Source organism: uncultured Psychroserpens sp., from assembly GCF_947494225.1.
GTDB lineage: Bacteria > Bacteroidota > Bacteroidia > Flavobacteriales > Flavobacteriaceae > Psychroserpens.
In genome coordinates this window covers 436,102-462,532 of record NZ_CANLUG010000002.1, presented here as the reverse complement: position 1 = coordinate 462,532, position 26,431 = coordinate 436,102, and the positions used below count along the sequence as shown (strand labels likewise).

Sequence of the window (26,431 nt, the reverse complement as noted above, 5' to 3'; positions counted from 1 at the left end):
TTATTTTTGTAACTGCTTTAAAAATTCTTTAACTATTTTATAATCATCAAAATCTGTACGTTCTCCTTTAATTTCTTGATAGGTCTCATGACCCTTTCCTGCAATTAATATGATGTCATTAGGGCTTGCCAGCTGACATGCCGTTTTAATTGCCTGTTTTCTATCGACTATAGACATTGTCTTTTTGAAATTTTGAGGTTCAACACCTTTTTCAATATCTTCTATAATCGTCTCGGGAACTTCACTCCTTGGGTTATCGCTTGTAAAAATGACTTTGGTACTTAATGCCGACGCAATGTGTCCCATTTTAGGACGTTTAGTTTTATCCCTATCACCTCCACAGCCAACAACTGTAATGAGTTCTTCGTTATTTGTCCGAATACTGTTTATGGTTTCTAGTACATTCTTAAGAGCATCAGGCGTATGTGCATAATCAACTATTGCCGTTACTTTTTCATCGGAAATGAGATATTGAAAACGTCCACTCACACTTTCGAGTTCGCTAATAAGTCTTAAAATCTCAACCTTTTCTAAACCAAGCAATTCGGCAGCTCCATAAATAGCGGTTACATTATAGGCATTGAAATTTCCAATAAGTTTGGTCCACAATTCACTTTCATTTAGCTTTAATAAAAGTCCGCTAAATTCATTCTCTAATACTTGAGCTTTATAGTCGGCGTAGGTTTTAAGCGCATACGTATTCTTCTTGGCCGCGGTATTTTGGAGCATTACCAGACCATTTTTATCGTCAATATTCACTAAGGCAAACGCCTTTTTTGGAAGGTTGTCAAAAAAAGACTTTTTAACATCACGATATTCGGCGAATGTCTCGTGATAGTCTAAGTGATCATGAGAAAGGTTAGTAAAAATACCTCCTTCAAAATGCAAACCTTCAGTTCTATGTTGATGAATCCCATGAGAGCTCACTTCCATAAAACAAAACTCAACACCTTCATCATTCATTAGCCTTAAATATTTATTAATAGCTAACGAATCTGGCGTTGTATGAGTGGCTTTATATTCGGTATTATCTACCATAATTTTTACCGTAGACAATAGACCTACTTTGTAGCCTGCTTTTTTAAATAACTGATATAATAAAGTGACAATTGTTGTCTTTCCATTAGTTCCGGTAACACCAACTAGTCGTAAATTTTCAGAGGGATTTCCATAGAAATTTGCTGCCATAAACGCCAAAGCCTGACTTGTACTTTCAACCTCCACATAGGTGACATTATCTTTGAGCTGTTCTGGTAATTTTTCGCAAATAATTGCAATAGCTCCTTTATCGATGGCTACATCAATAAATTCATGTCCATCCACTAAAGTCCCTTTAATTGCAACAAATACGTCCCCATTAGACACATGACGGGAGTCAAAGCAAATAGCATTTGCTTCTAAACTAGTATTGCCTGTAACAGCATTGAGAGTAACCTTATACAATATGTCCTTTAATAGTGTCATTACGTTTTTAAAACAACTATTTGGTTTGACTTCACTTTAACCCCTTTATTTATTGATTGTGATTTAACAGTACCTACACCTTCCAACTTTACTTTAAGCCCCATGTTTTCTAATAGCGCTAAGGCATCCATTGTTGGGAGACCAATAACGTCAGGCATAATGGTGATATATGTTTGTGCTGTTTTAAAAAATGCTTGATACTCAGTTTCTACTTTAGCATCAACAACTTCTAGTGATTCCACTTCATCAATAAGCGGTGTTTCGGTATAAATTTTTTGAGCGATTCTTTTAAATACTGGGCCAGAAACATCGGCTCCATAAAAGCCAACTTTAGTGCTGGGCTGATGAATAACCACAATGCAAGAATATTTTGGATTATCTGCTGGAAAATAACCCGCAAAAGAAGACACATATTTTCTATCTTTTAACCATTCTTCATAATCATTATAATCTGTTCGAGCCGTTCCTGTTTTACCAGCCATAGAAAAATTCTCAGAATACATGCGTCGACCTGTTCCTCGAATAACAACATTTTTTAAAATCTCACGAATTTCATTTAAAGTTTTGTCTGAACATATTTTCTGATTAATGACTTCTTTTTCAAAGACTTCTATTTCTTGACTAAACTCTTTTACAGCTTTTAAAAAGCGTGGCTTAATCATTTCCCCATCGTTAGCTATGGCATTGTAAAATGTTAAGGTTTGTAAAGGTGTCATTGCCATATTATATCCATAGGCCATAGATGGCAAGGCATTTTTACTCCATATTTTATCACCTGGCTCTGGTATTATTGGCCTACCTTCTCCCATTATTGAAACACCAAGTGTATCATGAAGATTCCAACTTTTAATTCTATTTATAAACTTCTTTGGTTGTTTGGAATAATGTTCATCGATGATAGAAGCCAAACCAATGTTTGATGACAATTCAAGTGCCCTAGCAGCAGAAATTTTCCCATAGCCACGAGAATCCCTAATGGTTCTTCCGTAGAAGCGCTTAGAACCATTTTGCGTATCAACTATCGTAGATGTGTCAATAACTTTATCTTCTAAAGCCGCCATTAAAGCCATTACTTTAAATGTCGAACCTGGTTCATGCGATTCCCAAACAGCATAATTACGTTTTTCGTAATAATTCCCATTATCGGTTTTGGCCAAATTTGTTATAGCCTTAATTTCTCCTGTTTTCACATCCATTACTACTGCACAACCATGATCTGCATCATATTTTTCTAGTTGCCCTAACAGCGAGTGGTGGGCAATGTCTTGAATATTAACATCAATTGTTGTGTACACATCGTAACCATCCTTGGGCTCTTGTTGATTGTAATCCACAATAGGTTTCCATTGTCCATTACCTATTTTCTGTTTTAATCGCTTACCATTTTCACCTCTTAGATACTTAGCTCCAAAGGCTCCATCAATTCCAGCCCTTGTTACATTTCCATCTTCATCAAAACGTTCGTAGCCAATAGATCGTTCTGCAATACCTCCCATTGGGTGCTCTCGTCTAGTTGTTTGCTCAACAATGAGCCCGCCTTTAATCGCCCCTAACTCGAGCATCGGGAAATTTCGTAATCTGATATAATCTGAATAACTAATATTACGCGCTAAAAGAAAGTAACGATTCTTGTTTCGTCTTGCTTTTTTTATGTTTTGCTGATACGTGTTTGAGGACACACCAGAATACGCTTGAAGTGAATCTGCTAAGGCCTTTATATACTCATTAAACACTTCTTGCTTTGGCTGAATAGCATCAATACGAATATCATATTTTGGAATTGAGGTTGCCAACAAACTTCCATCGGCAGAATATACGTTACCTCTATTTGCGGGAATTTCAATATTTCTTATCGTACGTTCTTTTGCTAAACTTCTATATTCATCGCCTTGAATAAATTGAATACTACAGAGTTTAAAAACCACAGCGAGAGCAAAGACAAACATACTGCCAGCCACGAAATACAATCTGTTTAATATGTTTGTTTCGGTTGTTGCCACCTTTTCAATTCTGTGTTTTAACTTTTATTTTTTGTGGTGGAATCTCTGAAATCTTGATTCCTTTTTCTTCTACTTTTCTAATAATTGATGATTCCATTTTCAACCTCATCAATTTTGACCTTCCATCGACAAATGCCGATCTCAATTCTTTAACTTCATTTTTGAGTCTTGCTATCTCATATACTTTTTGATCTGCACTATGCGAACTTGCAATCATAATGATAGCTAAGACTGAAATAAAAATGATGATTCGCCAATTTTTAAACGAGTCATCGCTTACTAAAAACTTACCCCTCAATATGCTATAGATGCTCTTTCTCATAGTTTTTCGGCGATTCGAAGTTTTGCACTTCTTGCTCTATTGTTTCTGGCAATCTCCTCTGTTGTTGGAACAATTAATCCTCCTACTTTTTTAAGTGGCACTTCAAAGTTCCCAAAGACATCACGATCTGGTTCTCCTTCAAATAAGCCATTTCTTATAAAACGCTTCACCAACCTATCTTCTAACGAGTGATATGAAATCAAGCTCAACCGACCTCCTTTTACTAAAACTTCTGGCGTTTGTTGTAAGAACTCTTTTAAGACTTCTATTTCTTGATTAACCTCTATACGAATGGCTTGATAAATTTGAGCCAATACTTTATTTTCTTTTTTATGATTAAGAAACCGTTTAAGTGTTGCTTTGAGCTGTTCACTAGTTTTAATTTCTCCATCACGTCGTGATTCAATAATAACTCTCGCCATCGCTGGTGCTTGCCTTAATTCTCCGTACTGAAATAAAACTTGCCTTAACTGCTCTTCTTCATATTCATTAACTACATGATATGCAGACAAGCTATCATCCTGATTCATTCGCATATCCAAGTTAGCTTCAAACCGGGTTGAAAAACCGCGCTCTGCTACATCAAACTGGTGAGACGAAACACCAAAATCAGCCAAAACACCATCTACTTGTTTAACACCGTAAAATCTGAGAAAACGTTTTACATATCTAAAGTTTTCATTGATTAGTGTAAATCGATCATCATCAATTGTATTTAAAAGAGCGTCTTTATCTTGATCAAAAGCAAACAACTTTCCGTTGGGTCCTAATTGCCTTAAAATTTCTTTACTATGTCCTCCACCTCCAAAAGTGACATCAACATAAATTCCATCAGGTTTAATATTTAAACCATTAACCGTTTCATCTAATAATACTGGGTTATGATATTCCATCTTCATCGTCTTGTCCCATCACTTCTTCTGCCAGATCTGCAAAGTCACCTGTTGCATCATCAATAGCCTTTTCATATTTATCTTTATCCCATATTTCAATAATATTTATTGCAGACGAGACTACTATTTCCTTTGTTATTCCTGAAAAAGCAACTAAATCTTTAGGGATTAACAATCGACCTGCTGCATCAACCTCCACCTGTTTTAAACCAGCAGTAAAGCGTCTAATAAAATCATTGTTTTTCTTTTTGAAACGATTGAGTTTATTCACTTTTTGCATGAGCGCTTCCCATTCGCTCATTGGATACAACTCCAAGCACGGCTGAAACACAGCACGCTTTAGCACAAACCCATTTTGCAAAACAGGGAGTAGCTGCTTTTTTATAGCAGCAGGTAGCATTAGCCTTCCTTTGGCATCAACTTTACACTCGTATGTTCCGATTAAAGGGTTCAAAATGATTGATTTACTTAGAGTAACGATTAAGATTCAAATATATTGAAAAATTTACCACATTTTACCACTTCACCCCACTTTTGTTGATAAATTTATCTTTCTGCCTTAAATTACCTCTTATCATTTCCGAAGAAAACACGCTAAAATATTTACAATCAGCTTAATAAAATTTCGACACGACCTCCCATTTATATTGTTAACATCTTCGTTTAAACTATTCTTTCTCTACTTAAATTATATGCCAATGTTTTAATGGAAATACCTATATTTGTTTTTGACCAAAACCACTAACTAGTACATGACGCATCGTTTAAAGGAAGAGAAAGACTATAAGTATATTGAAGTTGGAGAAGGCACACCTATTGTTGTGCTTCATGGGTTAATGGGTGGATTGAGTAACTTTGATGCAGTCACGGATTTTTTTAGCACAAAAGGCTATAAGGTACTCATACCAGAGCTTCCAATTTACACGATGTCGTTACTTAAGACAAACGTGAAGAGTTTTGCCAAATACCTAAGAGATTTTATTGACTTCAAGGGTTTTGACGAGGTTATTTTACTTGGAAATTCGTTAGGAGGCCATATTGGTCTTTATCACACAAAACTTTATCCAGAAAAAGTAAAAGCACTTATTATAACTGGCAGTTCTGGTCTATATGAAAGCGCAATGGGAGGAGGATACACCAAACGCGGGGACTATGAAGTTATCAAGAAAAAAGCACAGGAGGTTTTTTATGATCCTGCAGTAGCTACTAAAGACATTGTTGATGAAGTTTACGAAACGGTTAACGACAGAAATAAACTTATAAAAACCTTAGCTATAGCAAAAAGCGCTATAAGACATAATATGGCAAAAGACTTACCTAAAATGGTCTTACCTGTTTGTATAATTTGGGGAAAGAATGATACTGTAACACCTCCTGAAGTTGCCACAGAATTTAACGAACTTCTGCCAAATTCTGATTTGTACTGGATTGACAAATGTGGGCATGCGGCTATGATGGAGCACCCTGATGAGTTCAATCAGATTCTTAATACTTGGTTGACAGATAAAAATTTATAGTTCTTATTAGCAAGAACTCAAAGCACTAGTATGGTTATAAAAACTGCCGAATTCATAATGAGCAATTCTGACGTTGACAAATGTCCTAAACATCAGATACCAGAGTACGCTTTTATTGGTCGCAGCAACGTTGGGAAGTCCTCATTAATTAATATGCTCACCAATCACAAGAACTTAGCTAAAACCTCAGGAAGACCTGGGAAAACTCAGCTTATCAATCACTTTATGATTAATAAATCTTGGTTTTTAGTAGACTTACCTGGTTATGGATATGCGCGCGTCTCAAAAACGGCTAAAAAGAAGTTTCAAAAGTTCATCACGAACTATTTTGAAAAACGCAAACAACTGGTTTCTGCTTTTGTTTTGGTTGATATTAGACATGAGCCTCAAAACATAGATTTGGAATTCATGGAGTATTTAGGAGTTAGTCAAATTCCGTTTTCTATTATTTTTACCAAGGCCGACAAATTAAAACCTAAAGCCATTGAACGTAATGTTGATGCCTATTGTGAAGAGCTTTTAAAAACATGGGAAGAGGTACCTACATATTTCATTACATCATCTTCGAAAACAATTGGTCGAGATAGTGTTTTACAATTTATTAACGACACTAATGTTGAAATTGAAGCTATGCGCTAAGTTTAGGACTTCACATCTAATGCGTCTCTCAACGCATTGCCTATAAGCATAAATGACATCACTAAAATCATAATACAAAGTCCAGGAATCATCGCTAAATAAGGTTTACCTAAAATAATGTAATTGTAATGATCTTTTATCATAGCTCCCCAACTTGCCATTGGCGGTTGCGCTCCTATACCTAAAAAACTTAAACCACTTTCAATAAGAATTGCAGCCGCAAAGTTAGCGGCAGAAATTACAATAATAGGTGCCATTATATTTGGCAATATGTGCTTGGCAATAATCCTGTAGTCGTTAAACCCTAATGCCCTTGCAGCAGTAACATATTGCATTTCTTTGGCACTTATAATTTGCCCTCTAACTACTCTTGCAACCTCGACCCACATTGTTAGACCTACGGCTATGAATACTTGCCAAAATCCTTTTCCTAAGGCAAGCGTAATTGCGATTACAAGTAACAAAGTTGGTATAGACCAAGTGACGTTGATAATCCACATAATGAACGCATCAACTTTACCTCCATAATATCCAGCCATGCTTCCCATAATAATGCCTATAACTAATGAAATGAGCACAGCTATAAAACCTATTGAAAACGATATTCTTGAACCTATAAGAATTCTACTCAACAAATCACGACCATATTTATCGGTTCCAAAAAGGAAAGTTTTCTGTTTAACATAAGGCGTGTAATCATTGTTGGGAAAAACACTCAAATCAATAGTTTTACGAACCCCAATTAAACCATCTGAGGCATATTCAGTGTACGACAATTGATTATTATCTGCTGCATATTCTGAAATAGGAACCTCAATTGGGTTATTAGTTTTTCCGAATAACAATTTAGAGAACACAGATTGATTTGTCTTGATATCTGAAGGTAGATATAACATTTTCACGCTAAATCCTGGTCGTTGAGAATGAATAGACAAATGCATTTGGTTTGCGTTTTGAGAATCATCTGGAGCAATGGCGTAAGCAAACAACGCCATGAGACCTATACTTACGATTAGCCAAAAACTCAAAACGCCCCAAAAGTTCTTTTTGAACTTTCGGAGCGCTAATTGTGTTAATGAGTCGCTTGTTTTACTCATTTTAATTTTTTACAGATGTCGCTACCTTTTTAATTTCGTAAGTCATCTTAAGATCGTTCAAAACATTTAATGCTTCTTCGATGTAAACATCTTTACTTAGGCTCGTATGCCAGCGTTCTCTTTTTTCTTTTAAGATAGAATCTTTATTCATTAATTTAACTTCATAAGGCAATGATTGAAACGTCAAGTTTGTCTTATAATCTGAAAGTTTCTCAAAACGCTTAGACTCTTGTTCGTTCATATCTAAAGCCCTTTTGTAGTCGTCATAATTAAGAGAGTACATCTCTCTATCTCTTATTTTCTTAACCCATTGCGCATTAGCATCGATAAGTTTTAACTGTTCATTATTAGCCATACGTTCTTTACTCTTAGCAATGGTGGTATCGTAATCATAATAGCTTCCCCAAAGATTATAGTCAACAGCATCAATTCTATCCCATTCTAATGGGTTTTCTTGATCCTTTTCTCCTATATCGATATAACTATAACGATCTGGAACTACAACGTCACTCTTTACACCTTCTAACTGAGTAGAACCTCCATTAATTCTATAGAATTTCTGAGTGGTAAACTTTAACGCTCCCATATCCCCATTACTATTTTGTCTTACTATTCGATTAAGGTCTAATACATTTTGCACTGTTCCTTTTCCGTACGTTTGCTTGCTACCTATAACAATTGCTCTTTTATAATCTTGCATTGCAGCGGCCAAAATTTCCGAAGCCGAAGCCGATAATTCATTTACTAGGATTACTAAAGGACCATCCCAAACGATAGATTTATCACGATCTTTCAAGACTTCTTTCGGTTCTCCTGCAGTTTTCACCTGAACAATTGGGCCTTCGTCAATAAACAATCCGCCCATATCAACGACTGTTTGAAGCGATCCTCCTCCATTGTTTCTTAAATCCAACACAAGACCTTCAACGCCTTCTGCTTTTAATCTTTCAATTTCTAATTTGATATCTGAAGCCGCATTGCGTTTATTATAATCTTCAAAATCGACATAGAATTTTGGCAGATTAATAACACCAAACTTCTTGTCATCCTTAATTACGGTAGACGATTTGGCATACGTTTCTTCAAGCTCTACAATATCTCTTTTAATTGTAATATCCTCAACTGTACCATCAACCTTTTTTAAGGTTAAGGTCACTTCTGTTCCTTTTGGGCCTTTAATAAATTTGATAGCATCATCTAAACGCATACCAACAATATTAATCCCCTCATCTTCATCTTCCTGACGTACTTTTAATATTTGGTCTCCAACCTCTAATTCATTTTGTCTCCATGCAGGTCCTCCACTAATAATTTCATTTACCAGAATAGCATCCATCTTTTTCTGCAACCTAGCACCAATACCTTCAAAATTACCAGACATAGCAACATCAAAACGGTCTTTATCTTCTGGTGCAAAGTAGAATGTATGAGGATCAAACTCTTCAACTATAGCGTTAATATAGACAGCAAACCAATCTTTACGTTGTCTGTCCTCAATAAAATCATAGAGTTCATCCAACGAACGTAATGTTGCTTCTCTAGCATCGAATTCTAATTCACTTTTTGATTTATCTACAATAGATTTTTCTGCTTTTGCTTCTGAATTTTCTTCATTAGGTAAATTCTGTTTTCTCGCATTTTCTTGATCTGTTAGTAAATCATCATAATTTGCAATGGTAGAAAACTTAAGTTGTCTTCTCCAACGTTCTTTCATTTCCTTTTTGGAAGCTGCATAAGACAATTTAGCATAATCTGTAGAGAATTCTTCAGCCTTAGAAAAATCGAATGGTTCAGATAGCACATCCTTATACATATCCTTAGATTCTTCTATTCTCTTTAGTAAACGCTCATGAGTTAAGTTAAAAAAAGAAATATCATAGGCTTTAATTTGATCATCTAACTGATCTTTATAGGCTTCAAACTCTTCGATATCCGACGCATAGAAATAACGCTTAAATGGATCTAATTGTTCCAAATAATCGTTAAAAACCTCTTCTGAGAAACTATCATTTAAATCTTGTGGGTCGAAATGTCCATTTTCTAAAACATAGGTAATAAGCTGTATTAATAGCTTATCTTTATTGGGGTCATCATATTTATTAGTAAAACTGCACGAGGCAAATGCTAACATTAAAACAAGTAGCAACAGTTTATAATTCCTTTTCATCATATTCTTCATATTTTTTGATATAAAACGCATTTAACTAGAAATTAGTTCTTAAGTTATGTAAGTTAATGCTAAATCTATAATTTCTACTAAAGTAATTGAAAAAATCATGCCAATAAAATCATGTGCTACTAATTTTTTGTTAAACCCTTATTTATAGGAAATTCAAGCCTATTTACCTATTTTTGTAAATCTATAAATCAAGATATTTTTATGTCAAAAAAGCCTCTCATTTTAATCACCAATGACGATGGAATTACAGCTCCAGGAATACGATCTTTAATTGATGTTATGACTAGCATTGGTGACGTGGTAGTAGTTGCTCCAGATAGTCCACAAAGTGGTATGGGACATGCGATAACCATCAATTCCACGCTACATATAGACAAGATTACTAATGATGCTGATCAATTTGAGGAATATAGCTGTTCTGGAACTCCAGCAGATTGTGTAAAATTAGGTGTAAGAGAAATTCTAAAACGAAAACCAGATTTGTGTGTATCTGGTATTAATCATGGCTCTAATGCCTCAATTAATGTGATTTACTCTGGCACCATGAGTGCTGCAATAGAAGCAGGTATTGAGGGTATTCCTGCTATTGGGTTTTCACTTTGTGATTATAATTGGAGTGCAAACTTTGAACACAGCAAATCTTATATTAAAACCATTGCAGAGCACGTTTTAGAACATGGTTTGGACAATGGAACTGTTTTAAACGTAAACATTCCGAATTTAGAAAAGAAAGATATAAAAGGTATTAAGGTTTGTAGGCAGGCAAAGGCCAATTGGGAAGAAGAATTTGATAAGCGACAAAACCCGTATGGAAAGGACTATTATTGGCTTACTGGAAAATTTGTTAATCTTGACCATGGGGAAGACACAGATGAATGGGCTTTAGCAAATGGTTACGTTTCTGTAGTCCCAATTCAATTTGACCTAACGGCTCATCATAGTATTCAACGTTTAAATACATGGAATTTTAATAAAAAATAAAGAACTCTTAGTATAGGATCTAATTAAAATGAAATATTACATCATTGCTGGCGAAGCCTCTGGAGACCTACATGGTTCCAATTTAATGAAAGCATTACAAAAACAAGATCGTAATGCCGAATTTAGATTTTGGGGAGGAGACCTTATGCAAGCTGTTGGTGGAACTTTAGTAAAACACTATAAAGAGCGTCAATTTATGGGATTTGCCGAAGTCGTTCTAAATCTTAGAAAAATTTTAGGACTCATAAAGCACTGTAAGACTGATATTAGTAGTTTTAACCCAGATGTGATTATTTGTATTGATAATTCAGGATTCAACCTTCGAATAGCAAAATGGGCCAAGGAACAAGGATACAAAACCCATTATTACATATCACCTCAAGTTTGGGCTTCTAGAGCTGGACGTGTTGAAAAAATAAAGCGTGATGTAGATGCCATGTATGTCATTCTTCCTTTTGAAAAAGAATTTTACGACACGTACAACTATGATGTTAATTTTGTTGGTCACCCTTTAATAGATGCTATTTCAGATAGGGTACAAGTTGACGAGACCACATTTAGAGAAGAACACCATCTAAGTAAAAAGCCGATTATTGCCTTATTGCCTGGTAGTAGAAAACAAGAAATCACTAAAATGCTTGGAGTGATGCTTAGTTTGGTTAATGATTTTTCTGAATATCAATTTGTAATTGCAGGCGCTCCTAGTCAGGATTATAGTTTTTACAAAACATTTATCAAGCAAGACAACGTTGCCTTTATTTCAAATAAAACTTATGATTTATTGAGTGTCTCTACGGCTGCTTTAGTGACCTCTGGAACTGCAACCCTTGAAACTGCTTTATTTAAAGTTCCACAAGTCGTTTGTTATAAAGCAAACGCTATTTCATATCAAATAGCCAAGCGTATTATAACACTTAAATATATTTCTCTAGTCAATTTAATTATGGATCGTGAGGTTGTTACAGAACTCATTCAAGGTGACCTAAACAAAAAACGTCTTAAAAAAGAACTAAGTAAAATATTGGACGAAGACCAGCGTATAAAGTTTTTTATAGACTATTATGATCTAGAAAAGAAATTAGGCGGCAAAGGTGCTAGCGAGAATGCAGCAAGATTGATTTACCAAAGTATCCAAGATCGCCAAACCCAATAATAATTATAACTATAAGTTAATTGCAAAAGAGAACTCAAAGGTGTTATCAATATTAATACTGAAATTATATACACGCCTATTTTGGTTAGAACAGATACTTTTTTAGAAGCAACTTGATTATTATTAAAATCTAAAATATAGGACTCAAGATTTAGCTCATTATCCATCGAAATTTTTGATGGTTTTCGATTAACAACTTTATGGATAATTAAAAAGAATGCAGCTACGCTTAGCATTATTAAAAACCCTTCAATGGATATTGGTTCATAATTATTCCAATGACCTTGATCAAAGACATTTACGATAAAAAACGACATAATTTCTTTATGTTTTAAACTTAAATTTACAAAATTTTAGCTTACAATCTTAGGTAAGTTAAAAACGAGATTAAAGTGAGTTAGAATATATATAATTAGCTTTTGTAAATAACATTGTTGAAAACACATACGTTATCTTACAGGTAAAGTCTCCTAATTCTCTATTTTTAGACCATATTTTCCTATCTATGAAAAACATTATCCTACTTCTTATTTTCAGTGCGTGCCTAGCTGGATGCAAGTCATCAAAAGGTGTTGTTACGAAAAAAAGCAAAACTTCTAAAACATCTACAAGCCGAACACCATCATCTTCTACAACATCTAAAGAGATTAAAAACATTATCAATTACGCTAAAACTTTTGAAGGTACACGCTATAAATATGGCGGAACCACCAAACGAGGTATGGACTGTTCTGGCTTGGTAGTAACGGCCTTTAAAATAGAAGATGTTTTACTTCCGCGAACAACAGGCGATTTATCTAAACGTGGTGATTGGATTGATGTAAAGGAAGTAAAAGAAGGTGATTTATTATTTTTTGCCACGAAAAAAAATAGTAGAAAAATTAACCATGTTGGTATCGTCACCAAAAGTAGACCAGGTCATGTTGAGTTTATTCACTCAACAACGAGTAGAGGCGTTATCACCTCAAATCTTGCAGAAAAATATTGGTATTTAGCCTATGTACAGGCAAGACGAATGTTGTAGAATATTTTCTATATATATAATTAATTTGCTATATTGAGAGGATGAAACCTCTCAATTCTACAGTCATAAAACTAACATTTAGTCTTGCCTCTGGAATTTTAGCAACACACCTATTGTCAATAACTTTACGACAATCTATTTATGGCACTTTAATTTTCCTCCTAGTCTTCACTATCTCCTTTCTAATTTCAAAGCGTCAATACAAAAAAACCATTTGGTTTGGTGTTTCAACATATTGCCTGCTATGCTTTATAGGTACGCTAACCTACAATTTTCATAATCAGAAAAATTTCAAAACACATTACAGTCATACACTCCTTGATAACGACATTAGCCACCAATTAACTTTAAAAATAAGAGAACAACTTAAATCAAGTCTTTATCATGACAAATACATTGTTGACTTACTAAAAAAGGATAAACGTAAAACATGTGGAAAACTCTTATTGTATATAAAAAACGATAGCACTCAACACAAATATAATGTAGATGACCTCCTTTATACATACGCTCAATTACAACCAACATCTGTTCGACTAAATCCAAATCAGTTTGATTATAAGTCCTATCTAGAAAAACAGCACATCTATCATCAGGTCTATGCTAATCAACGGTCTATTTTAACTTTAAAATCTGAAAGAAATACTGTACTTGGTTATGCCCAAGATTTGCGCCAAAAGATTAATGCTAAACTCAAAGCATTCAATTTTAAACCTGAAGAATTAGCCATTATCAATGCACTTCTCTTAGGTCAACGTCAAGATATGAGTCAAAATATCTACAATGATTATGTTAACGCAGGAGCCGTTCATATTTTAGCTGTTTCAGGACTGCATATCGGAATTATCTTAATGATACTACAAGTTGTTCTCAAACCTATAGAATATTTAAAATACGGCAAGTTTATTAAAGTTAGCTTCTTACTCATCTTACTTTGGTCATTTGCCATTATAGCTGGACTCTCTGCATCAGTCACGCGCGCAGTGACCATGTTTAGTATTGTCGCCATTGCACTTCATTCGAATCGATTAACCAATATTTATAACACCCTTACTATTTCAATATTCATACTACTTCTGTGTCAACCAATGTTTCTATTTGATGTTGGTTTTCAGATGAGTTATTTAGCGGTTTTTGCCATCGTAAGCATACAACCATTACTCTATAAACTTTGGGCGCCTAAGTGGAAAATACAAGATTATCTTTGGAAAATTTCAACAGTTACTATTGCCGCTCAAATAGGTGTCGTACCAATTAGTCTGTACTATTTTCATCAGTTCCCAAGTTTGTTTTTTATATCTAATCTGGCAATCATTCCTTTTTTAGGTATAATTCTAGGTCTTGGCATTTTGGTTATTGTCTTGGCTTTACTAAATAGTTTACCTGAGTTTTTAGCACAGTTCTTCGGAAATTTGATTAACCTGATGAATACTCTTGTTGGCTGGGTAGCTCAGCAAGAGGCATTTCTAGTTACGGCCATTTCTTTTGGCGTTGCGCATATATTGGTATACTATACACTTACAATAGCCATTATTCGTTTATATACAAGGCAAAACTATAGGCGATGGTTATTTTTACTCATAACTATTGTTATGGTACAGAGTGTTATGTTATGGTATGAATACAAAAACAGCCATAGCAAATTTGTTGTATTTCATAAAAGGAGACATAGTATCATAGCCGAAAAAAGAAATGCGACATTACATGTTTTTGATAACCTCGATAGTATCGCAATTAAAAACGATAAACTAATTACCAATTTTAGCATTGGACATTTCATTAATACGATTTCAAGAGACAGTATTAAATCTGTATATGTATTTAAAGGTCAAATACTCTTAGTTATTGATAGTTTAGCTGTTTACAATATAAAATCGTTTCGTCCAGATATTGTCTTACTTCGAAACTCTCCTCGCCTCAACTTAGAGCGACTCATTGACTCCATTGAACCCAAACTTATCATAGCAGATGGTAGCAATTACAAATCTTATATAAGTCGTTGGGAAGCCACCTGCCAAAAAAGACAACTCCCTTTCCACCAAACTGGCAAAAAGGGAGCGTTTATCATTAAGTAAGTAAATACGGTTACTCTTTAAATTCTGCTTTAAACGCTTTAAAATAGTTATTAAACTGCTCTTGAGTTTTAATACTTTTATAATCATCAGAGCTAAATAACTTTAGGTATAACTCAATGTCGCGAGGTTTCATGTAGCCACTAATTGGTTGAATCACTTCTCCCTTTTCATCAAAATAAACGATTGTTGGATATGCTCTCACGCCTAACGCACGTGTTAAATCGTGTGCACTATTTCTCCTGTTTTTTAATTCGGCTTTATAATTGGCATTCTTATAGTCTTTACCTTTATAATTAACAACAGAATTTCCTTCACCATTAAATTTTACGGCATAGTAGTTCTCATTAACATAATCTACCACATCTTTATTATGAAAGGTATTCTTATCAAGCATTTTACATGGACCACACCAATTGGTATAAACGTCCATCATAATTTTTTTAGGCTTTTTCTTTTGAGCAGCAAGAGCTTCTTCAAAAGTCATCCAATTAATTTCTTGTGACTGAGCGAAAGCAGACGCTGATGAAATCAAGGCTACTGCTAATATTAAAACTAATTTCTTCATAGTATAATGTGTTGCAAAAGTTATTCCGAACTTACAAAAAATGCTCCAAATTTGGAGCATTTTAAGTTATTTTAACGATTTTATCCGATTATCGGACGCCATGCATGAGTTTTTTTAGAATCGGATTTAATAACATTGAAATAACACCAATACCTGCTGGAACCAAAGTAAAAATTAAAAAGAACGTACTTAAGGAATGTTCTTCTGTGATTTTATCAATCATTCCTCCCATCGTTCCAGCTGCTTTTTGTCCGATAGCAATAGCCAAATACCAGATACCAAACATAAATCCAATCATACGCCCTGGTACGAGTTTACTTAAATAGGACAATCCAACTGGAGAGATACATAGCTCCCCCATGGTATGAAACAAATAAGCCAGTATTAAAAATATCATACTTACAGAGGCTGTTTTTGCGCCCTGAGGAATTCCCATAGTTCCGAATACTAGAATACCAAATCCTAAACCGAGCAATATAAGTCCAATGCCATATTTCATTGCGACACTAGGATTATATTTACTTTCCCACCATTTAGAAAACAATGGCGCCAACGTAATAATGAAAAAGGAGTTTAGTATTCCAAACCACGTTGGATCAACTTCAGTCGTGTCTTTACTAAATTCATTATATACTTTATAAAAGACTATACACCATAAGAAAACAAAAGTAAATCCTAAAACTATATTTGAAGTAGGTATTTTTTTATAAGTCTTTTTAAATAACATGTATAATACCCATGTAATGATCGCTAATGGAACTATTGTCAAAATTGTATCAATAACTTTAAATAAAGTACCTGATGAACCCATTAAAACTCTATCGGTATAATCTCGAGCAAATAACGTCATAGATCCTAAGGACTGCTCAAAAGCAGCAAAAAAGAATACTGTAAAAATTCCGAAGATAGAGACGGCTATAATTCGATCTCTAACAATTTTCGAGTAACGTGATATTCTAGTTATAATTAAGAATAGAAACATAAACAATGCCACAAGAACTGTGACATTAGAACCATCCATAGTTCCAATTGAAAATGGTAAAAGATTTATATTTTCAATTTTAGATAATGGATCATTAAATAAATATAACAACCCCCCTAATGCAGACAATGCTATCAATAGTTTATCTACCATTGTAAAAGGATTTAACTTTTCTCCATCATCATCCCTAGTATGTTCTTTCGGACTCTCTTCATTAAGGTTTTGTGGTAACTCCACTTCATGAATTTTAGAAGGTCTTTCCCCTATTTGTCCAAATAAATCTTTAGCCAACCAAAACTGAACTAATCCACCCAACATAAATATACCAGCAAGACCAAAACCATAACTCCATCCTAAATTTGAAGCTAAATAACCGCAGAGCATCATTCCAAAAAATGCGCCAGCATTAACACCCATATAGTAAATAGTGTAAGCACCATCTTTTTTAGACTCCTTTCCTTTATACATTTCAGAAATCATAGAGGTCATATTTGGCTTAAAAAAACCTGTACCTATAACGAGCAATGCCAAACCTACATATAAAGACCACTGTGTTTCAAAAACCATAAATGCATGACCAAGCATCATAATAAAACAGCCTATAATCACTGCCCATTTATAACCTGTAATTTTGTCTGCCAACCATCCGCCAACGATTGGAGTTAAGTACAATAAAGAAGAATAAGTACCAATTAGTGCCAATGCATTTTCTCGAGACCATTCCCATCCAGGGTTATCACTTAGGTAAGGTGCTGTTAAGAATAACACCAATAATATTTTCATTCCGTAGAATGAAAAACGCTCCCACATCTCGGTAAAAAATATCACAAATAGCCCAGCTGGATGACCAATGACTTTGTCTTTAAATAAATTTTCGATATCTGTATTCATAGGAAATATATTTAGTTAGAAAAGAGAAACCCTTGTCATAACAATTAACAAGGGTTCTTTTTATTATTTTTTAATTATCTGCAAGTTCAAAACCTTCAGCTTCTTCATGTTTCAAATCTCTTTCTTGATCTTCTACACCATGAGTTAGGCGTTTTAAAGGTTTTAAGATAACGATAAACAATCCACCAATTATTACGGTAAAGACTACGATGCCTGCAAATACTGTTTTCTCACCAAAATCTGTTGCAGACTCACCTACAATTCCAGCAACTTTATTTCCTAAACCTGTAGCAGCGAAATAAACTCCCATCATTAAAGAGGCATACTTTATTGGTGCTAGCTTTGTGATAAACGATAAGGCCACAGGAGAAATACATAACTCTCCAATGGTATGAAATAGATAAGCTAAAACTAACCAAATCATGCTTGATGTTCCTGATTTTTCAAATTCCATAGCAGCAAATACCATAAAAAGGAATCCGAATCCCATGATGATAATACCTAATGCCATCTTAAATAAAGATGATGCTTCTTTACCTTTAAGTTTTCGTTTTGCCCAAAAACCAGCAACAGCCGTTGCAAAAAGAATAATAAATCCAGCATTTAAACTTTGAAACATTACTGTAGGCACTTCCCATCCAAATAACATTCTATTGGTATTGGTCTCGGTATATAAATTCATTAAACCTCCAGCTTGCTCAAAAGCTCCCCAAAAAATGATCACCATAATAAATGATAATAATAATACTAGGAAACGATCTTTATAAGCCTGAGAATCTAACTCTTTATAAATCATCATTAATAAAGCCGCGATTGCGGTTAAAAATAAAAATAACAATCCATAACCCCATCCTAGAAAGTACCATCCTATAGCAGATAACGCTGCTAATATGATTGTTACAGTTAATTGTAATGACGACTTAGGTAGTTGTGAATATAATTTGCCATATGAGATTTCATTTGGGTCATCGGCTTTCGCAGGAACAAAATTCCCTACATGCGTTAAATATTTTTGTCCATAGATATAGTTAATCAAACCAAGTACCATCACAATTCCTGCCAATCCAAAACCAGCATGCCATCCCCATTCTGCTACAACTAAACCAACAATCAATGTTGCTAAAAGTGATCCTAAGTTTATTCCAATGTAAAATATACTAAAGCCTTTATCGCGTCGTATATCTCCATCTTTATACAAGCCACCTACCATCGTAGATATGTTAGGCTTTAATAATCCAACACCTAAAATTACTAATCCAAGACCAGTATAAAACGCCCAAATATCTGTAAGCACTAATACACCATGCCCAAGACATAAAATAATTGCACCAACCAAAACGGCTCGTTTTTGACCAATCAATTTATCGGCAATCATTCCTCCTGGTATGGACATTACATATACAAGCATTGTATACCATCCATAGAGAGCAAGAGCCTCTTTGCTAGTCCAACCTAAACCAGCACCTCTATCATCGCCAATAGTTTGAGTTGTCATATAAAGTACTAGTAGCGCTCGCATTCCGTAGTATGAGAAACGTTCCCACATTTCAGTTAAAAACAAAATATAAAGTCCTATTGGCTGACCAAATAGTTCTTTTTGATGCGGTTTAAGTGTTGTATCTGACATAAATTTTAAATATTAGTTAGTATTTTTTATCCTTTAATCTTGACTTCTTTTTCTCTTTTATCTGTTGGCACTTCTCTGTCTTTACCCAGTGTATCATGAATAAAGTTTGTCATTTTCTTATACAAATGCAATCGTGTGTTTCCACCGTAAATACCATGATTTTTATCTGGGTATATCATCCATTCAAATTGTTTATCGGCTTGAATTAGAGCCTCGACCATTCGCATGGTATTTTGAACATGAACATTGTCATCTCCTGTACCATGTATTAAGAGAAAATCCCCATTAAGTTTATCAACATGATTAATTGGTGAGTTTTCATCATAACCCGTTGGGTTCTCTTGAGGTGTGGTCATGTAGCGCTCTGTGTATATAGTGTCATAAAATCTCCAACTTGTCACAGGAGCAACAGCAATAGCCATTGAAAAGGTATCATTACCCTTAAACAAGGCGTTGCTACTCATAAAACCACCATAACTCCAACCCCAAATTCCAATATTATTTTCATCGACATAAGGCAGTTTTGCTAACTGTTTAGCTGCCGCAATTTGATCTTCAACCTCATATTTACCTAACTCATTTTGCGTCACTTTCTTGAAGTCGGCTCCTTTATAACCTGTACCGCGACCATCCACACATACTACAATATAACCTTGTTGTGCAAGATGTTGATACCAATAATCATTAGTGCCATTCCAGCGATTGGCCACTTGCTGTGATCCTGGACCAGAATATTGATACATAAATAAAGGGTACGTTTTGCTTTCGTCGAAATTTGCAGGTTTTATCATCCACATATTTAAATCGTTTCCATTAATATTTATGGTACTGAATTCTTTTTGTGATGTTTTGTAATTAGATAGTTTTTGCGCTAACCTATCATTGTCCTTTATACTTTTTACTAGGTCGCCAGATTTAGAATTATTTAAGGTGTATTCTGGTGGATTGGTTGCGCTAGAAAATGTATTGATAAAATATGTAAAATCTGCGCTAAATGCCGCCGCATTTGTTCCAGTACTTTTTGTCAAACGCTTTTTCTTTTTAGCATTAAGACCAACTGAATAAACGCCTCTGTTTATTGAGCCATCTTCTGTAGATTGATAAAAAATTCGTTTTGATTTCTGATCGTAGCCATAATAGTTGGTAACCTCCCAATCTCCAGATGTTACTTGATTAATTAAGTTTCCTTTTTTATCGTAGTGATAAATATGATTAAACCCATCTTTTTCACTCGTCCAGATAAAGCTATTATCCTTTAAAAATGTTAAATTAAACGTCACATCAATATAGGCTTTATCTGTTTCCGCTAAAACCAAATCACCTTCACCATTAGTGGCATTAATCATCCATAAATCTAATTCATTTTGATGTCTATTCATATATTGTGCACTCAAAACATTTGGGTCATTTGTCCATTTAATTCGAGGTATATAGAAATCTGAATATTGTTTTTTTGGTTTAAATTCTTTACTCGTTTTTTGATCTAAATCATAGATATGCAAAGACACATCTGAGTTTGTTTCTCCTGCTTTCGGGTACTTAAAAACTTGTTGTGTTTGATATAATTGTTGACCGTAAACATCCATTGAAAATTCTGGAACATTAGTTTCATCGAACTTGATAAAAGCAATTTGATCACCAGCAGTATTCCATTCGAAAGCTCTTACAAAACTAAACTCCTCTTCATAAACCCAATCTGTAATCCCATTAATAATTTGATTCTTTTTACCGTCTGTTGTGATCTGTTCTGTACGTCCAGATTTTAAATCTTTTACATATAGATTGTTATTTAAGCCATATGCGATTTTAGATCCATTTGGTGAAAATGTAGGTTCTTGTATTTTTTGTTCAGAAACCAATTCAACAGTATTTGACGTGATGTCGTACACATAATACTTACCCAAAGTTGAACGTCTAAATATAGATTCGACATTGGTTGCCAACAACACCTTCGATTCGTCATCACTAAATGTATAATTTGTAAAATATGCAATATCGCTAATATCAGCAGAATTCACCAAGGTCTTAACCTTAGTGAGCGTTTTATAATCGTAAATATCTATTTGAGAAGCTCTGTTTTCAAAATTTAAAACCGAATATTGCTGTCCATTTTTCATGGAGTGTAGTGCATCCATTCTTTCGGTTCTAAAACTTCCATCCCATATTTCTTCAAGGCTAATTTCTTTATTTTGCGCTGAGGCTAAAGTGGTTACAAAAAACACAAGAAGTGTGACCGATTTGAATATGTTCATAGAGCTATTTTTTTGATAAAATAATGTCAAGTTTACTAAAAATAATGCAAAAAACAGTAACTATTGCATGTTAAATGCGCAATATTATGCTAATGCATCAATAATAATACCAAGAATAGTATCTTTGCGCTTTGTATTCGCATAGTTATAAGCTGGTACGAATTTAAAATAATAGCGCATGGCTAAAACGATTACGGGCTTTTCTAAATTATCAAAATCAGAAAAAATTGATTGGCTGGTTAACACCTATTTCACTAATTCTGAATCAACTAAATCGCTACTAAAACAATATTGGAATGCAGATGAGAAGTTACAACAACTTCATGATGAATTTATAGAAAACACGATTACTAATTACTACCTCCCATTAGGTGTTGCACCAAATTTCTTAATAAACAATTCGGTGTACACGATACCAATGGCTATTGAAGAAAGCTCTGTAGTTGCCGCGGCTAGTAAAGCAGCGAAGTTTTGGTTTGATCGTGGTGGCTTTAAAGCTCAGGTCATTTCTACCCAAAAAATTGGTCAGGTTCATTTTACATACGATGGCGACAGCGAAGATTTAGACGTTTTTTTCAATCATGTTATTAAGCAAACGTTTTTAGACGACGCGAAGCATATTACAAAAAACATGGAAAAGCGTGGTGGAGGGATTGTAGATATTGAATTGAGAAATAAAACAAATGTTCTCGACAACTATTATCAACTACATGCCACCTTTGAGACTTTAGATGCTATGGGTGCCAACTTTATTAATTCCTGTTTAGAACAGTTTGCTATCACCTTGAAGCGAGAAGCTAGCAAATCTTTAAATGCGAATCTCAATGTAGTCATGTCAATTCTTTCGAATTACGTTCCTAATTGTTTAGTAAGAGCTGAAGTAAGTTGCCCCGTTGAAAAATTAACTGAGAACCCTAATGTTTCGGCGCAAGAATTTGCTGAAAAATTTGTTCAAGCGGTTGCTATTGCAGAAGTAGAGCCTTTTCGAGCTGTAACTCATAACAAAGGCATTATGAATGGTATTGATGCCGTTGTTTTAGCTACTGGAAACGATTTTAGAGCTGTTGAAGCTGGTGTTCATGCCTATGCATCCCGAAATGGAAAATACACCAGTTTAACCCATGCTGAAATAAAGAATGGAACGTTTTCTTTCTGGATGGAAATCCCATTAGCATTAGGTACTGTTGGTGGCTTAACAAAATTACACCCGCTGGTAAAATTGGCACTAGAACTTCTAGGAGAGCCGTCGGCTAAAGAGTTAATGCAAATTGTTGCTGTTGCAGGTTTGGCTCAAAATTTTGCCGCATTACGTTCCTTAACGACAACTGGAATTCAAGAAGGTCATATGAAAATGCATTTGATGAACATCTTAAATCAGTTTGAGGCCACTTCTGAAGAAAAAACAAAACTGGTTGAACACTTTAAAACCAATACAGTAACCCACGGAGCTGTAGTTTCCGAAATAGAAAAGTTGAGACGTTAAATGGAAAGCTATTACAGCCACGGAAAATTATTACTCACAGGAGAATACGTTGTACTTGATGGCGCCAATGCCTTAGCTGTTCCAACGCGATTAGGACAGGGTTTACGCATTGATAATGGGTTTGATGACAAATTACATTGGAAAAGTTTTGATTACACTAAAAAACTATGGTATGAGGCCAAATTTTCTATAACAAATAATAACATTTCGGCCCTGTCAAATAGCAATTCTGATATAACCAGTAGATTGCTTCAAATTTTAACTGCGGCCAAAACTCTGAATCCTAATTTTTTAAATCAAAACAACGGTCTTGTAGCCATATCAACAACAGAATTTCCTAAAGATTGGGGGTTGGGCACATCATCTACATTAATTAATAATATAGCCAACTGGGCTCGCGTTGATGCCTACAAATTACTTCAGGCGACTTTTGGAGGAAGTGGTTATGATATTGCCTGTGCAGAAGCAGAAAAAAGCCTAACCTATCAGCTTGTACCTTTCAATTCAAATAAGACTACAAAAGGGGTTGAAGGGAACCATACACCTATAGTTAAAACGGTCAATTTCAATCCTGTATTTGAGAAACATCTGTATTTTGTCTATCTCAATCAAAAGCAAAATAGTAGAGATGGTATTGCACAATATAGAGCGAACACTTCAAATCTGTCTTCTTACATATCTCGAGTTACACAAATCACAAAAGAGATGATTGCTTGTACAACACTTGATGGGTTTCAGCAACTTATGGGTGAACATGAGCAACTTATTTCAACTATTATCAAACAAGTACCAGTTCGAGAACGTCTATTTAGTGATTTCACTGGCAGCATTAAAAGTTTAGGTGCTTGGGGAGGTGATTTTGTGATGGTAGCATCTCATGAAGACCCAACATCATATTTCAAAACAAAAGGTTTCGACACGATCCTCAACTATTCTGAAATGGTAAGAAACTAAAAAAAGCGTCACAAAATATTGCAACGCTTTTTAAATTATATCTGTTTAAACTCTATTAATAGAATCTAGATCTATTATCTTCTATATCTGCTGTTTCCTTAAGCGCGTTATACACTTTGGTTTGAGCTGCATTTACTCTAGCAGCACTTAAACGATTAGCTATAGCCTGATAATTATCCAATTTAGTTGCGTCGTTTACTTTTGTTACAGTAACCATATAAACACCACGATTTCCATCAACTAGACCTGAAGTTTCACCTTCCTTTAAACCAAAAGCAACACCTACAACTTGAGGTTCAAGTCCTGCTCCTGAAATTGTTGGATTCTTCATATTTACAGCTGATGCTGTATTGGCAGGTCTGTTTTGGTTTTTAGCAACCTCATCAACAGTTGTTCCTGAAACTTTTTCTCTAATTAACTTTGCCTTCTTCTCTTTTCTAATTTCTGAAAGAGCAGATGCTGATGCATTCTCAGGATTCATTAATCCAGCATCATTAATTTTAGTTAATTGTACCACGGCATATCCTCCACCTGGAATAGAGAAACGTTTGTAGTCTCCTACTTTTGTCTCATTTTCAAAAGCCCAACGTACAAGTGGTCTTTGTGAATCTAATCCTGGGATATTCTCGTCTAATATTTTTATATTGTTTATTGGTCTAACCTCTAACTTACGTTCGTCAGCCATTTTTTGAAAATCTTCATTTTGAATAGCAAGTTCGAACTTAGAAGCATTAGTAAACACCTCATCAATTGTTTCATCAGATGGCTCGATAGGTTTTGCAATAGTTGCTACTTTCACGGCTTTAGAAGATCCTTTTTGATCTAAAATTTCAATAATATGGAAACCAAACTGTGTTTTTACAACACCAATATCTCCAACATTATTTTGAAATTCAAAATCACTAAACGGCTTCACCATTTGTGTGCTAGGGTGAAAATCATAAACACCACCTTTATCGACACTTCCTTGATCTGAAGATAATGCAGTTACCAACTCTGGGAATTTAGAACGATCTGCTCTAACTATGTCTGCAACACTATCTGCTGTTACTTTAGCATCTGCTTCAGATTTTGCATCTACTCCTGCTCTATTAGCTCCAATAAACGGAATTAATATGTGACGAACCTTAGCCGAATCTGGCACAGTTGTTTCTGCCACAAGACGTGTTAATTTCATCAAACCATTATCTTTATATGGTCCATAAACATCTCCAACATTTAAGTTAAATAACGTATCGGCAACTACCGTTGGTAACACAGATTTTTTAACGAATGAATCATTATAAGCTTCAGCAGATTCTCCAGTCAAATTAACATAGTTTGACAAATCTTCCTCTTTAACTTGAGCAAATGCCATAATCGTATCATTTCTTCCATTTACAAAAACAGCTTTACCATTAATCAAATCATCAAATTCAGCTTTTAAATCCTCTTCATCTCTTAGGCTTGGCTCTTCTTTGAATTCTACAAAAACAATATCTCTAGACGCTTCTACTTCAAACTTCTTTTTGTTTTCATTAATGTACGCCTTAATATCTGCCTTAGTTACTTCAACCAAACTATCATTGATAGTTGCATAAGGAATTTGGACATACTTTAAATCTCTAGTTGAATTTTCTAACAGATAATCAACTTCTGCTTCATTTAAAGTAGCACTTACTCCAGCTTTAACCATATTGTAGTAAGCTCTTTCTTTTGCGATTGTGGCAATAGAATTTTCATTGTTTACCCATTCATCATAGTTCAACTGAAAATTTCCAAGAATCATTTTTTGAGGATTAGCCTCTTTCAAATTAGCAATGAAGGTCGTTAATTTACTTTCGTCAAAAAGTCCTGCTTCATTTTGAAATTCTGGATATGCAGAAAAATTTTGTTCTAATAGATCTCTCATTTGATCTTCTTCAACGGTCAACCCTAACTCTTCAAATTGAGTTGTCATCACTGCTCTCCTTACTTGCTGATCGTAAACACGATTCATAGCTTGAGTATTCGTTGCTGATGGACCCAATTGTCTACGCATATTCTCAACTCTATTCATGAAGTCTACTCTGTTAATATTTTGTCCATTAACAGTTGCTACAACATCTTGAGAACCTCCAAACAAGGCATCACTATTTTTGATTAGATCTGTTAGTACAAATGAAAATAACGCTAGTGCAATGATTAGTATCAAGAACAATGAACGTTGTCTAATTTTATTTAAAACTGCCATTTTAATGTATAATTTATCGAATAATAAGTGGGCGAAAATACCATTTTCTATCAAATAATAAAAGTAGAACTACGTTTTTATTACCGATTTTTATTGGGTTTCGTCGAATGTTGGATAAAGC

Annotated in this window: 21 protein-coding genes; 8 read left to right on the top strand and 13 right to left on the bottom strand. The window is 34.5% G+C overall.

The genetic code is table 11. The features are described 5' to 3' along the window. The 5 genes from Q0893_RS06170 to mraZ are packed head-to-tail and all read right to left on the bottom strand — an operon-like array spanning position 1 to position 5,133. Complete coding sequence (locus Q0893_RS06170; protein ID WP_299273403.1) at positions 1-1,464, bottom strand: UDP-N-acetylmuramoyl-L-alanyl-D-glutamate--2,6-diaminopimelate ligase; 1,464 nt, start codon at positions 1,462-1,464, stop codon at positions 1-3. Next, positions 1,464-3,410, bottom strand: a complete 1,947-nt coding sequence (locus tag Q0893_RS06165) for a penicillin-binding protein (protein WP_298901509.1) — start codon at positions 3,408-3,410, stop codon at positions 1,464-1,466. Before Q0893_RS06165 ends, Q0893_RS06170 begins: the two co-directional genes overlap by 1 nt. A gap of 58 nt (positions 3,411-3,468) precedes the next feature. Beyond that, positions 3,469-3,786, bottom strand: a complete 318-nt coding sequence (locus Q0893_RS06160) for an FtsL-like putative cell division protein (RefSeq protein ID WP_298900440.1) — start codon at positions 3,784-3,786, stop codon at positions 3,469-3,471. Beyond that, positions 3,783-4,679 carry a 16S rRNA (cytosine(1402)-N(4))-methyltransferase RsmH gene (rsmH, locus tag Q0893_RS06155; protein WP_298900441.1) on the bottom strand — a complete coding sequence of 299 codons (897 nt, stop codon included), beginning with the start codon at positions 4,677-4,679 and terminating at the stop codon, positions 3,783-3,785. The genes Q0893_RS06160 and rsmH overlap by 4 nt, the downstream gene beginning before the upstream one ends. Further along, positions 4,666-5,133, bottom strand: coding sequence for a division/cell wall cluster transcriptional repressor MraZ (gene mraZ, locus Q0893_RS06150; RefSeq protein WP_298900442.1), 468 nt, complete (start codon positions 5,131-5,133; stop codon positions 4,666-4,668). The genes rsmH and mraZ overlap by 14 nt, the downstream gene beginning before the upstream one ends. 298 nt (positions 5,134-5,431) lie before the next feature. Here mraZ and Q0893_RS06145 point away from each other — a divergent pair, with 298 nt between their 5' ends. Both Q0893_RS06145 and yihA read left to right on the top strand, forming a co-directional pair. After that, positions 5,432-6,196: an alpha/beta hydrolase gene (locus tag Q0893_RS06145; protein WP_298900443.1), complete on the top strand. Its 765-nt coding sequence runs from the start codon at positions 5,432-5,434 to the stop codon at positions 6,194-6,196. Between the two features lie 30 nt (positions 6,197-6,226). Continuing rightward, positions 6,227-6,835, top strand: coding sequence for a ribosome biogenesis GTP-binding protein YihA/YsxC (gene yihA / locus Q0893_RS06140; protein ID WP_299273396.1), 609 nt, complete (start codon positions 6,227-6,229; stop codon positions 6,833-6,835). A 2-nt stretch (positions 6,836-6,837) separates the two neighbouring features. Here yihA and Q0893_RS06135 read toward each other — a convergent pair whose 3' ends face one another. Continuing rightward, positions 6,838-7,932, bottom strand: a complete 1,095-nt coding sequence (locus Q0893_RS06135; protein ID WP_299273393.1) for an ABC transporter permease — start codon at positions 7,930-7,932, stop codon at positions 6,838-6,840. A gap of 1 nt (position 7,933) precedes the next feature. Then, a complete protein-coding gene (locus Q0893_RS06130; protein ID WP_298901510.1) occupies positions 7,934-10,099 on the bottom strand; it encodes a carboxy terminal-processing peptidase in 2,166 nt (721 codons plus the stop codon). A 213-nt stretch (positions 10,100-10,312) separates the two neighbouring features. Here Q0893_RS06130 and surE point away from each other — a divergent pair, with 213 nt between their 5' ends. Then, positions 10,313-11,092, top strand: a complete 780-nt coding sequence (gene surE / locus Q0893_RS06125; protein WP_298900446.1) for a 5'/3'-nucleotidase SurE — start codon at positions 10,313-10,315, stop codon at positions 11,090-11,092. Between the two features lie 28 nt (positions 11,093-11,120). After that, positions 11,121-12,245, top strand: a complete 1,125-nt coding sequence (gene lpxB / locus Q0893_RS06120; protein ID WP_299273389.1) for a lipid-A-disaccharide synthase — start codon at positions 11,121-11,123, stop codon at positions 12,243-12,245. Here the strand turns inward: lpxB and Q0893_RS06115 are convergent. Next, on the bottom strand, positions 12,212-12,562 hold the full coding sequence (locus tag Q0893_RS06115) for a hypothetical protein (protein WP_299273386.1): 351 nt from the start codon (positions 12,560-12,562) through the stop codon (positions 12,212-12,214). The two genes, lpxB and Q0893_RS06115, sit on opposite strands and share 34 nt — an antisense overlap. A gap of 188 nt (positions 12,563-12,750) precedes the next feature. On the opposite strand from Q0893_RS06115, the gene Q0893_RS06110 reads away from it, so the two are divergent. After that, entirely contained in the window at positions 12,751-13,269 is a 519-nt protein-coding gene (locus Q0893_RS06110) for a C40 family peptidase (protein ID WP_299273383.1), read from the top strand. Between the two features lie 41 nt (positions 13,270-13,310). Continuing rightward, the gene (locus Q0893_RS06105) at positions 13,311-15,344 is read left to right on the top strand and encodes a ComEC/Rec2 family competence protein (RefSeq protein ID WP_299273380.1); all 2,034 of its coding nucleotides are present in this window, start codon (positions 13,311-13,313) and stop codon (positions 15,342-15,344) included. A 10-nt stretch (positions 15,345-15,354) separates the two neighbouring features. Here the strand turns inward: Q0893_RS06105 and Q0893_RS06100 are convergent, their stop codons facing one another. From Q0893_RS06100 to Q0893_RS06085, 4 genes are all read right to left on the bottom strand, one after another. Continuing rightward, on the bottom strand, positions 15,355-15,909 hold the full coding sequence (locus Q0893_RS06100) for a thioredoxin fold domain-containing protein (protein ID WP_298900451.1): 555 nt from the start codon (positions 15,907-15,909) through the stop codon (positions 15,355-15,357). Positions 15,910-15,997: 88 nt separating this feature from the next. Beyond that, complete coding sequence (locus Q0893_RS06095; protein WP_299273376.1) at positions 15,998-17,782, bottom strand: peptide MFS transporter; 1,785 nt, start codon at positions 17,780-17,782, stop codon at positions 15,998-16,000. Between the two features lie 70 nt (positions 17,783-17,852). Beyond that, positions 17,853-19,409, bottom strand: coding sequence for a peptide MFS transporter (locus Q0893_RS06090; protein WP_298900453.1), 1,557 nt, complete (start codon positions 19,407-19,409; stop codon positions 17,853-17,855). Between the two features lie 26 nt (positions 19,410-19,435). Then, on the bottom strand, positions 19,436-21,661 hold the full coding sequence (locus Q0893_RS06085; RefSeq protein ID WP_299273372.1) for a S9 family peptidase: 2,226 nt from the start codon (positions 21,659-21,661) through the stop codon (positions 19,436-19,438). 178 nt (positions 21,662-21,839) lie between these two features. On the opposite strand from Q0893_RS06085, the gene Q0893_RS06080 reads away from it, so the two are divergent. After that, positions 21,840-23,144: a hydroxymethylglutaryl-CoA reductase, degradative gene (locus tag Q0893_RS06080; RefSeq protein WP_298900455.1), complete on the top strand. Its 1,305-nt coding sequence runs from the start codon at positions 21,840-21,842 to the stop codon at positions 23,142-23,144. Continuing rightward, complete coding sequence (locus Q0893_RS06075; protein WP_299273368.1) at positions 23,145-24,098, top strand: GYDIA family GHMP kinase; 954 nt, start codon at positions 23,145-23,147, stop codon at positions 24,096-24,098. Between the two features lie 55 nt (positions 24,099-24,153). On the opposite strand, the gene Q0893_RS06070 is transcribed toward Q0893_RS06075, so the two are convergent. Beyond that, entirely contained in the window at positions 24,154-26,310 is a 2,157-nt protein-coding gene (locus tag Q0893_RS06070; protein ID WP_299273365.1) for a SurA N-terminal domain-containing protein, read from the bottom strand. Positions 26,311-26,431 lie beyond the last annotated feature (121 nt).

What these genes read in the sequence shown, in the direction of transcription:
- Q0893_RS06110 (WP_299273383.1), top strand. Translation starts at nt 12,751, where the DNA reads ATGAAAAACATTATCCTACTTCTTATTTTCAGTGCGTGCCTAGCTGGA.
- Q0893_RS06145 (WP_298900443.1), top strand. Translation starts at nt 5,432, where the DNA reads ATGACGCATCGTTTAAAGGAAGAGAAAGACTATAAGTATATTGAAGTT.
- Q0893_RS06170 (WP_299273403.1), bottom strand. Translation starts at nt 1,464, where the DNA reads ATGACACTATTAAAGGACATATTGTATAAGGTTACTCTCAATGCTGTT.
- Q0893_RS06070 (WP_299273365.1), bottom strand. Translation starts at nt 26,310, where the DNA reads ATGGCAGTTTTAAATAAAATTAGACAACGTTCATTGTTCTTGATACTA.
- Q0893_RS06115 (WP_299273386.1), bottom strand. Translation starts at nt 12,562, where the DNA reads ATGTCGTTTTTTATCGTAAATGTCTTTGATCAAGGTCATTGGAATAAT.
- Q0893_RS06085 (WP_299273372.1), bottom strand. Translation starts at nt 21,661, where the DNA reads ATGAACATATTCAAATCGGTCACACTTCTTGTGTTTTTTGTAACCACT.
- rsmH (WP_298900441.1), bottom strand. Translation starts at nt 4,679, where the DNA reads ATGGAATATCATAACCCAGTATTATTAGATGAAACGGTTAATGGTTTA.
- Q0893_RS06095 (WP_299273376.1), bottom strand. Translation starts at nt 17,782, where the DNA reads ATGAATACAGATATCGAAAATTTATTTAAAGACAAAGTCATTGGTCAT.
- Q0893_RS06165 (WP_298901509.1), bottom strand. Translation starts at nt 3,410, where the DNA reads ATGTTTGTCTTTGCTCTCGCTGTGGTTTTTAAACTCTGTAGTATTCAA.
- lpxB (WP_299273389.1), top strand. Translation starts at nt 11,121, where the DNA reads ATGAAATATTACATCATTGCTGGCGAAGCCTCTGGAGACCTACATGGT.
- Q0893_RS06130 (WP_298901510.1), bottom strand. Translation starts at nt 10,099, where the DNA reads ATGAAAAGGAATTATAAACTGTTGCTACTTGTTTTAATGTTAGCATTT.
- Q0893_RS06080 (WP_298900455.1), top strand. Translation starts at nt 21,840, where the DNA reads ATGGCTAAAACGATTACGGGCTTTTCTAAATTATCAAAATCAGAAAAA.
- Q0893_RS06135 (WP_299273393.1), bottom strand. Translation starts at nt 7,932, where the DNA reads ATGAGTAAAACAAGCGACTCATTAACACAATTAGCGCTCCGAAAGTTC.
- Q0893_RS06100 (WP_298900451.1), bottom strand. Translation starts at nt 15,909, where the DNA reads ATGAAGAAATTAGTTTTAATATTAGCAGTAGCCTTGATTTCATCAGCG.
- yihA (WP_299273396.1), top strand. Translation starts at nt 6,227, where the DNA reads ATGGTTATAAAAACTGCCGAATTCATAATGAGCAATTCTGACGTTGAC.
- Q0893_RS06105 (WP_299273380.1), top strand. Translation starts at nt 13,311, where the DNA reads ATGAAACCTCTCAATTCTACAGTCATAAAACTAACATTTAGTCTTGCC.
- Q0893_RS06090 (WP_298900453.1), bottom strand. Translation starts at nt 19,409, where the DNA reads ATGTCAGATACAACACTTAAACCGCATCAAAAAGAACTATTTGGTCAG.
- Q0893_RS06075 (WP_299273368.1), top strand. Translation starts at nt 23,145, where the DNA reads ATGGAAAGCTATTACAGCCACGGAAAATTATTACTCACAGGAGAATAC.
- Q0893_RS06160 (WP_298900440.1), bottom strand. Translation starts at nt 3,786, where the DNA reads ATGAGAAAGAGCATCTATAGCATATTGAGGGGTAAGTTTTTAGTAAGC.
- surE (WP_298900446.1), top strand. Translation starts at nt 10,313, where the DNA reads ATGTCAAAAAAGCCTCTCATTTTAATCACCAATGACGATGGAATTACA.